This is a genomic window from Psychrobacter sp. T6-1 (genome assembly GCF_052258445.1).
The window spans coordinates 1-6,606 of record NZ_JBQQFC010000125.1 but is presented as its reverse complement, the minus strand read 5'-3'; the positions used below and the strand labels follow the sequence as shown (position 1 = coordinate 6,606).

The 6,606-nt window shown below is 41.2% G+C and carries 8 protein-coding genes; 2 read left to right on the top strand and 6 right to left on the bottom strand.

Translation table 11 applies throughout. The features are described from left to right. Positions 1-71: 71 nt before the first annotated feature. A complete protein-coding gene (locus ACTXGO_RS08115; RefSeq protein WP_443542673.1) occupies positions 72-884 on the bottom strand; it encodes a TspO/MBR family protein in 813 nt (270 codons plus the stop codon). Positions 885-1,332: 448 nt separating this feature from the next. Between ACTXGO_RS08115 and ACTXGO_RS08110 the strand changes: the two genes are divergently transcribed. Beyond that, complete coding sequence (locus ACTXGO_RS08110; RefSeq protein ID WP_443542671.1) at positions 1,333-1,872, top strand: PaaI family thioesterase; 540 nt, start codon at positions 1,333-1,335, stop codon at positions 1,870-1,872. A 46-nt stretch (positions 1,873-1,918) separates the two neighbouring features. Next, positions 1,919-2,692: a tRNA pseudouridine(65) synthase TruC gene (gene truC, locus ACTXGO_RS08105; RefSeq protein ID WP_443542812.1), complete on the top strand. Its 774-nt coding sequence runs from the start codon at positions 1,919-1,921 to the stop codon at positions 2,690-2,692. Between the two features lie 158 nt (positions 2,693-2,850). Here truC and ACTXGO_RS08100 read toward each other — a convergent pair whose 3' ends face one another. From ACTXGO_RS08100 to ACTXGO_RS08080, 5 genes are all read right to left on the bottom strand, one after another. After that, entirely contained in the window at positions 2,851-3,348 is a 498-nt protein-coding gene (locus ACTXGO_RS08100) for a DUF1643 domain-containing protein (protein WP_435949848.1), read from the bottom strand. A 110-nt stretch (positions 3,349-3,458) separates the two neighbouring features. After that, a complete protein-coding gene (locus ACTXGO_RS08095) occupies positions 3,459-4,115 on the bottom strand; it encodes a hypothetical protein (protein WP_435949849.1) in 657 nt (218 codons plus the stop codon). Between the two features lie 40 nt (positions 4,116-4,155). Continuing rightward, on the bottom strand, positions 4,156-4,716 hold the full coding sequence (locus ACTXGO_RS08090; RefSeq protein ID WP_435949850.1) for a hypothetical protein: 561 nt from the start codon (positions 4,714-4,716) through the stop codon (positions 4,156-4,158). 373 nt (positions 4,717-5,089) lie between these two features. Continuing rightward, the gene (locus ACTXGO_RS08085) at positions 5,090-5,923 is read right to left on the bottom strand and encodes a sulfite exporter TauE/SafE family protein (RefSeq protein ID WP_443542668.1); all 834 of its coding nucleotides are present in this window, start codon (positions 5,921-5,923) and stop codon (positions 5,090-5,092) included. Between the two features lie 88 nt (positions 5,924-6,011). Continuing rightward, positions 6,012-6,515, bottom strand: coding sequence for a flavin reductase (locus tag ACTXGO_RS08080; protein ID WP_443542666.1), 504 nt, complete (start codon positions 6,513-6,515; stop codon positions 6,012-6,014). Positions 6,516-6,606: the final 91 nt, after the last annotated feature.

The following is a 6,606-nucleotide window of genomic DNA, read 5'->3' as shown; positions in this document are numbered from 1 at the left end:
CGTAAAAAATCCCCACTACTGTCTTGATAGTAGTGGGGATTTTTTATTAGACATTATAAAAATACTAAAAATTATCGCACTCTAGTAGGCGGAAAAATAGCATAGCGGTTTTTATAAAAAGTATAGACTGCCAACGCTATCAATACAGCGATACCAAGTACTAAAACCATTTGAATGACCACTGCTAATGAGGGAGCCACTAGCCCATTAATGTAGGCGCTATAGATACCAAAGTATGCCCAAGCGACGGCAATGGGAAAGACGGCATTTCGATAGTGCCGCACATAGCCTACAACCACAGCCACTATGACCAGTAAGACGATAATGGTCCAAACTGAAGATGAGATTCCAAAGCCCTGCCAGTCTTGCTTAACCGCTAGGATAGCCGTATTCAAAATCGTCGCGACAAACACCCACGAGGCGTAAAGGCTAAAAGCTATCCCTGCTAAAGTGAAGGTAACTTTCCCTCGTGCGTTATAAAGTCTATGCACGATAGCCATGAGCGACACTAATATACCCACTATAAACAGGGTTGACAGCCCTACTCTTTCATAAGAAAAAGCCACAATCCATGCCATGTTAAATAAGCTACTAAGCACGAATAGCCCAGATATGCGTCCGATAAGTTTAGCAACGGCAGGATCTTTTCTTTTTATAAAAAGGGTGACGAGAGTCGTAAAAACAAGCGTATAAATAACGCCCCAAATCGAGAAAGCAAAACCATTCGGGGTCAGTAGCGTTTGATATTTACTTGAGACCGCAGCCTGCCCCATACCATTAAAAAATCCAGACGCGCCTAGATAATTCACGGCTAAAGTAGCAAAGAAAACGAGTAAATTAATAACCGTCCACACAGTCACGCGTTTAGAGTCTGACTTATTCATTATTTATGCTTCTCTATATACTAAGATAAGGTATACCCTATCAGAACCCTACGAGCGGCCCTGTAAAGAAAGTTACCGTCTACTTAAAACAGATTTTCTTAAAACCACTTATGTTGGACAAACGAGCTAAACTTATAAATAGAGTATTATTTATTTGCTAATAGATCGACTTACTATCGTCAGTTTAATATAAAAGCAATACAGCGAGGTTGAAATGGTTTTTTTGCAGCATCTGTCGGCGTAGCACAGTACGCAAGAAAAATTCATTTCAATCTTGCGCTATAATCCGACGTATCTATTTTATTTAGTATCAAATATAAGACAATCGCTACTATAAGCAACCGTCTCTAATTCCTACAAAATAGTTTAGGTGAATAGTATATGAGCCAGCTTTTAGAGCTATCATAACCCTCAAATTAAATATAAATATTATAAAAAGGATAATGTCATGAGTAATACAACAATAGACACCGACATGACTGCCAGTTGGGAAGCTGACGAGTTACAGGTGCGAGCTACGTTAGGTTCTGCAGGAGTGGCATCGCCTAAAGAGATGTCAAGCGTAAGCGGTCAAGCGGTTTTTGATGCTATGTTTGCAGGAGACCTGCCCTCAGCCCCCATTGGTGCAACGCTTGATTTTATTCCTATTCAGATAAAGGATGGTCATGCCATCTTTCAAGGCCGACCCGCTGAGCAGCATTACAATCCATTAGGCAGCGTGCATGGCGGTTGGTTCTGTACTATTCTTGACTCTGCTGTGGCCTGCGCTATTCACTCAACCCTACCTGCTGGCAAAGGCTATACCACACTTGAGATCAAGGTAAATATGATTCGTGCCTTGACCAAAGATATCCCATTAGTACGTGCTGAGGCTAATATCATTCACGTCGGTCGGCAGACAGCGACCGCTGAAGGTCGTATTGTGGGGCCAGATGGTAAACTCTACGCTCATGCCACGACCACTTGTTTAGTATTCGATATGAAGTAGGGAAACTATTATGGCAACCCCTTCTAAGATTAAAAGCCTAGAGCACATGAATATAGAAAATGACACCGACAATGCTAAGCCAATAGAAATCATCTACGAAGATGAATTTATGGTAGCGATAAATAAAGAAGCAGGTTTACTCGTGCATCGCAGTTGGCTGGATAAAGGTGAGACGCGCTTTGCTATGCAACTCACTCGTGATGCCGTAGGTTGTCACGTGTTTCCAGTGCATAGGTTAGATAAGCCAACATCAGGCGTGTTGCTCTTTGCCAAAAGCCCAAGTGTTGCACGCAGCCTTAACGAAGCTTTTACTAAGCATAAGGTTACCAAGCAGTATTTAGCGGTAGTGCGCGGGTTTATGCCCGAGCAAGGAGTGGTTGATTATGCCTTGAGCTTTAAGCCTGATGCTATTGCTGATAAGTTTGCGGACTTAGACAAACCCTCGCAAGAGGCGGTGACCCATTGGCAGAGTTTGGCACAAATTGAGCTACCTTTTGCGGTATCAAAGAAGCATGATACGACTCGCTATAGTCTCGTGCGCTTAACGCCTGAGACGGGTCGTAAGCATCAGTTACGTCGTCATATGAGACATGTCTTTCATCATATCGTAGGAGATACGAGCCACGGTGATGGACGGCATAATCGATTTTTTCGTAGTCAATATGGTTGCGAGCGTATGCTATTACATGCTCAGAGTTTAGCGCTTAGGCATCCTGTTACGGGTGAGCCTTTGCTCTTAAAAGCAGAGTTGGATGAGCAATGGATGAATGTTTTGGAAGAATTTTCTTGGGTGGAGAGTTCTGAATGTTCCAGTCCCTAGTGAGGACTTAAAACCTTGACTGTAGGCTAATGATATCAAGGTTTTAACTTGCTGAAATAGTCACAGTGTACTTCGCTGTGTACATGCAGTGAGCTTTTGGATCATTATTTTTATTTCCCATAAGCACTGTTATGGGATGAATGTCAGGAAATGTCATGTTAGATGAAAGTTGTTGGAGGATATTCGTATAGTGTTGGCTTAGTTGAACCATGAACGTACAAAGGGTGTTTAGGCTCACCATTTTTATTTATATCTAAGCAGTATAATTTATTTTGCTCCGTATTTTTTAATATCTCTCTGACTTGATTAGCCCTATCTCTGTGAAGACCGTCATTACCCCAACAAACAATAATTCTATCCACCTTAGGTAGCTTGGCTAAAAATTTATCGTTTTCTGAGCCAATAGGATCTTCTTGTGCCTTCATATCAGTTGGGTCTGTAGCACGATAAGCAAACACATTAAACATGTACATCCCACCTGCCCCCCAAGATTTCGCAAAATCTATACATCGCTTAATAGTCTTATCATTATTAACCTCATCAGCTGTTGATGGATTTAAAGCTATAAAAGCTACTAGCGATTTATTTTCATCCCATATACGCTCCAATGAGTATCTATATTTCTCGCACTTTGATATTTTTGCATCTGTTTTCATATTAGTATTTCCTTATACAAGATAACTTATACCATTCACAAAAATTAGGGTAGCAAGTGCAAGTACTACGCACGGTAGACTAAACAAGTTGGACACCGCTATTTTTTGAATTATGGTTCAGCATATATGGCTCTTAAACAACAATGGCTAGGTGCATCAACAGTGCTTTGGCTATAGTATATATCTGAACTGTCACAGGCTGACTCTACAGCGTTAGATATATAAGCATAATCATCTAACGCTAAGCTTTCGTTGCTCTCTGGATTGACGAATATACCTTTTATAAGATCAGCACTAGGAATCTGGCTCACCAATTCTTGTGTCGCAGCCTGTATTGAACATGGTTCAGAATTATCCATCGTACCGGTTTGAATAAACTTAAATGATTTACTACATTCAAATAAGCTTTTAATATCATAAAGATTTAAACATATGACATAGCGTGAAGAATAGATATCTAATAGCTGAATAATATCATCCACTTGGTCAGGCTGACATTTTATAGTGGTCTTCACAATATCCATATGTTCAAATAAGTGCTTGGAGCTATTTTCTTTTGTCTGTAGTCCCACCAAGAAATCAGCACCCACCGTCTCTTGTAGCTCTGATAATGCTTTTTCATTCCAGTAGTCGTTGACAACGAAGCAGCCAATAATAGATGGTGGAAAATATTCCATATTTGGTCGATATAAGGCCGCAATAGTTATATCTCTATTACTAGAATTCACAATATCAACTTGCATTGCATGAGCAGAATTATTATCCATAACCATGTACTCTACGGCTCTATATTGTTGGTATTGGTTGTTAGAAATTAATCTGAATACTTACTTTAGACTCATCTATACCAGCCACACAAGCAACCATATGCTTTGCTTCAGCTATGATATCGGATAATGCATTTTCATCCTGCTCACCTGAAATTTCATCAATAGCACTTATTACATCTTTCGACTTTGATTTATCTTCAAAGACAGACCATTCAAGACTCTCAACATCAAGATCAATGTTTTCTAGTAAGTCATCTGTCGTTATATAAGATAAAGGATACCTTTGACCATCTGTCAGTTTTCTCCAAGCTTTCTTAAAGTTAGCAGTGTCTGGTAATAGCGCATATTCACTAATATGAATTACCTTCCTTCCTTCGTATTCCTTTGAAGCTGTCCAACCTGAGATCTTACCAATCATGAATGCTTGACCATGATTAACGCCATCCTTTACCGCCCATGGTGCTCTATGGTTTCTCATAAGAACGACATATTCGGCCTTATCAATACGATCAGTCCTTGCTTTCCAATAGGCTGAGCCACCTTCTGATTGCATTTTGGCTAAATCTTTGCCTGTATATATACCTATTACATTAGCCACCTTGTTAATCCTTGTGGTATTTAATTTATGTTTATTATGCACTAATGCGGAAATAATTCAAGAAATACACCTAATATTTGCGGAAATATTAGGTGTATAAACATATAATTAAGTTTATTCATTAATGTTTACGCAAATAACTAATTATGATCAGCACTTTTAACTACATCAGCAATCAGATGCCGTGAGCACTTGACCATACTCTAAGAAAACCAGCTGTTTCAGCCTTCAAACCTATTAAAATACCACTTAAAATAGACCGCCATACTGGAACTACTTATAACAGACTGCTATGTTAGGTATGGTTTTTGGCATTACTCAATATAATTCTGTTTGTTAATTTTGCATCTTAAACACATCAATATAAAGACTCTCAAACCAAACCCTTATAAAGAAAATAAATCCCCACTACGAATAGCAATATCGAAAAACACTTTTTCAAAAGCTCTGGTGATAAGATATGCGCAACTTTAGCGCCAAGCTTAGCGGTAAAAAAGCTCATGCTCGCGATGCCCAAAAAGGCATAAATATGCACAAAGCCAATGGTATTAGGCACATCGACCTGCTGTTGCATGCCAAAGAACATAAACCCTAACGCGCCAGCTATGGCAATCGGCAGGCCACACGCTGCTGAGGTGCCCACCGCTTTTTGCATGACGACATTATAGCGAGTGAGATAAGGCACGGTTAAGCTGCCACCACCAATACCAAAGATGGCAGACGCGATACCGATAACGCCGCCTGCCGCGAGTTGCTTAGGTTTTGACGGTAACTCAGTCTGAGCATATTCAAGCCCGCTAACAGTATCAGTCTGACTAGCGACCTTCTTTTTGACCCCGAAAAACATCTTATAGGCGACCCATAGCAAAAACACCCCGACGATCAGCTGCAAGTACAACCCTGAGATTTGTCCCGCTATCCCAGCGCCAAAGAAACAGCCTAGCGCTAACCCTGGTGCTAAGTTTTTGAACACCGGCCACATCACCGCGCCTTTTTTATTATGCGCCATCAGTGAGCTGATTGAGGTGACGATAATAGTGGCTAGTGACGTGCCGAGCGCAAGATGCATGATGTTGTCAGGACTATAACCCATTTGCGTAAAGACGATAAACAGTAGCGGTACGATGATCGTGCCACCGCCCACACCAAACAGCCCTGCCGCAAATCCTGCTAGCGCGCCGATAATTAAAAAGATAATAAGTTCCACGGGATAGTTGCTTCTGTATTGAATAAGTTATATGAGTTAAACGAGTGAAAGGTAATCTCACTGATTGACGATGAGTTTGCGCGCAAATTTAAGTAATGTCTACTTGACCAACTCGAGAATACGCACGGTTAAAATAAACCAAACTCTCGTGTTGCCCGTCTTGTGGTTCAGCATACTTGATACCGACAACTTGGCACATAAATATACTATGCGTGCCCACTTGCTGAATGTCGTCAATCACGCAATCGAAGCTCACGAGCGCATCTTCTAGCACAGGTGCGCCTGTGACCAGCTCAGTCCATTGACCATATTCAAATCGCTCGCTTGAACCCAATTTAGAAGCAAAGGCGTTGGATATAGACTCATGCTGTGCGCCCAATACATTGACGCTCAATATTTTATTATCCGAAAAATGCGCATGCGAGCGCGCCGCCTGATTCATGCAAACAAGCAGCGTTGGCGGCGTATCGGTGACGCTACACACCGCAGACGCCGTAAACCCATGAATGCCCGATTCGCCTTTGGTCGTGACCACATTCACAGCAGTTGTGAGCAAAGACATGGCATCTCTAAAGTCAGTGGCTTCAATCATAATTTAGTCTCAAGTTTATCAGCGCTTTTTTATCAAATGCGCTTAGCTGTAGGCTAGTTTTTTAACCGAGCTCAATCCAGCTCAATCCAGC

Coding starts and splice junctions, on each gene's coding strand:
- ACTXGO_RS08115 (WP_443542673.1), bottom strand. CDS start 884: ATGAATAAGTCAGACTCTAAACGCGTGACTGTGTGGACGGTTATTAAT.
- ACTXGO_RS08110 (WP_443542671.1), top strand. CDS start 1,333: ATGAGTAATACAACAATAGACACCGACATGACTGCCAGTTGGGAAGCT.
- truC (WP_443542812.1), top strand. CDS start 1,919: ATGAATATAGAAAATGACACCGACAATGCTAAGCCAATAGAAATCATC.
- ACTXGO_RS08100 (WP_435949848.1), bottom strand. CDS start 3,348: ATGAAAACAGATGCAAAAATATCAAAGTGCGAGAAATATAGATACTCA.
- ACTXGO_RS08095 (WP_435949849.1), bottom strand. CDS start 4,115: ATGGATAATAATTCTGCTCATGCAATGCAAGTTGATATTGTGAATTCT.
- ACTXGO_RS08080 (WP_443542666.1), bottom strand. CDS start 6,515: ATGATTGAAGCCACTGACTTTAGAGATGCCATGTCTTTGCTCACAACT.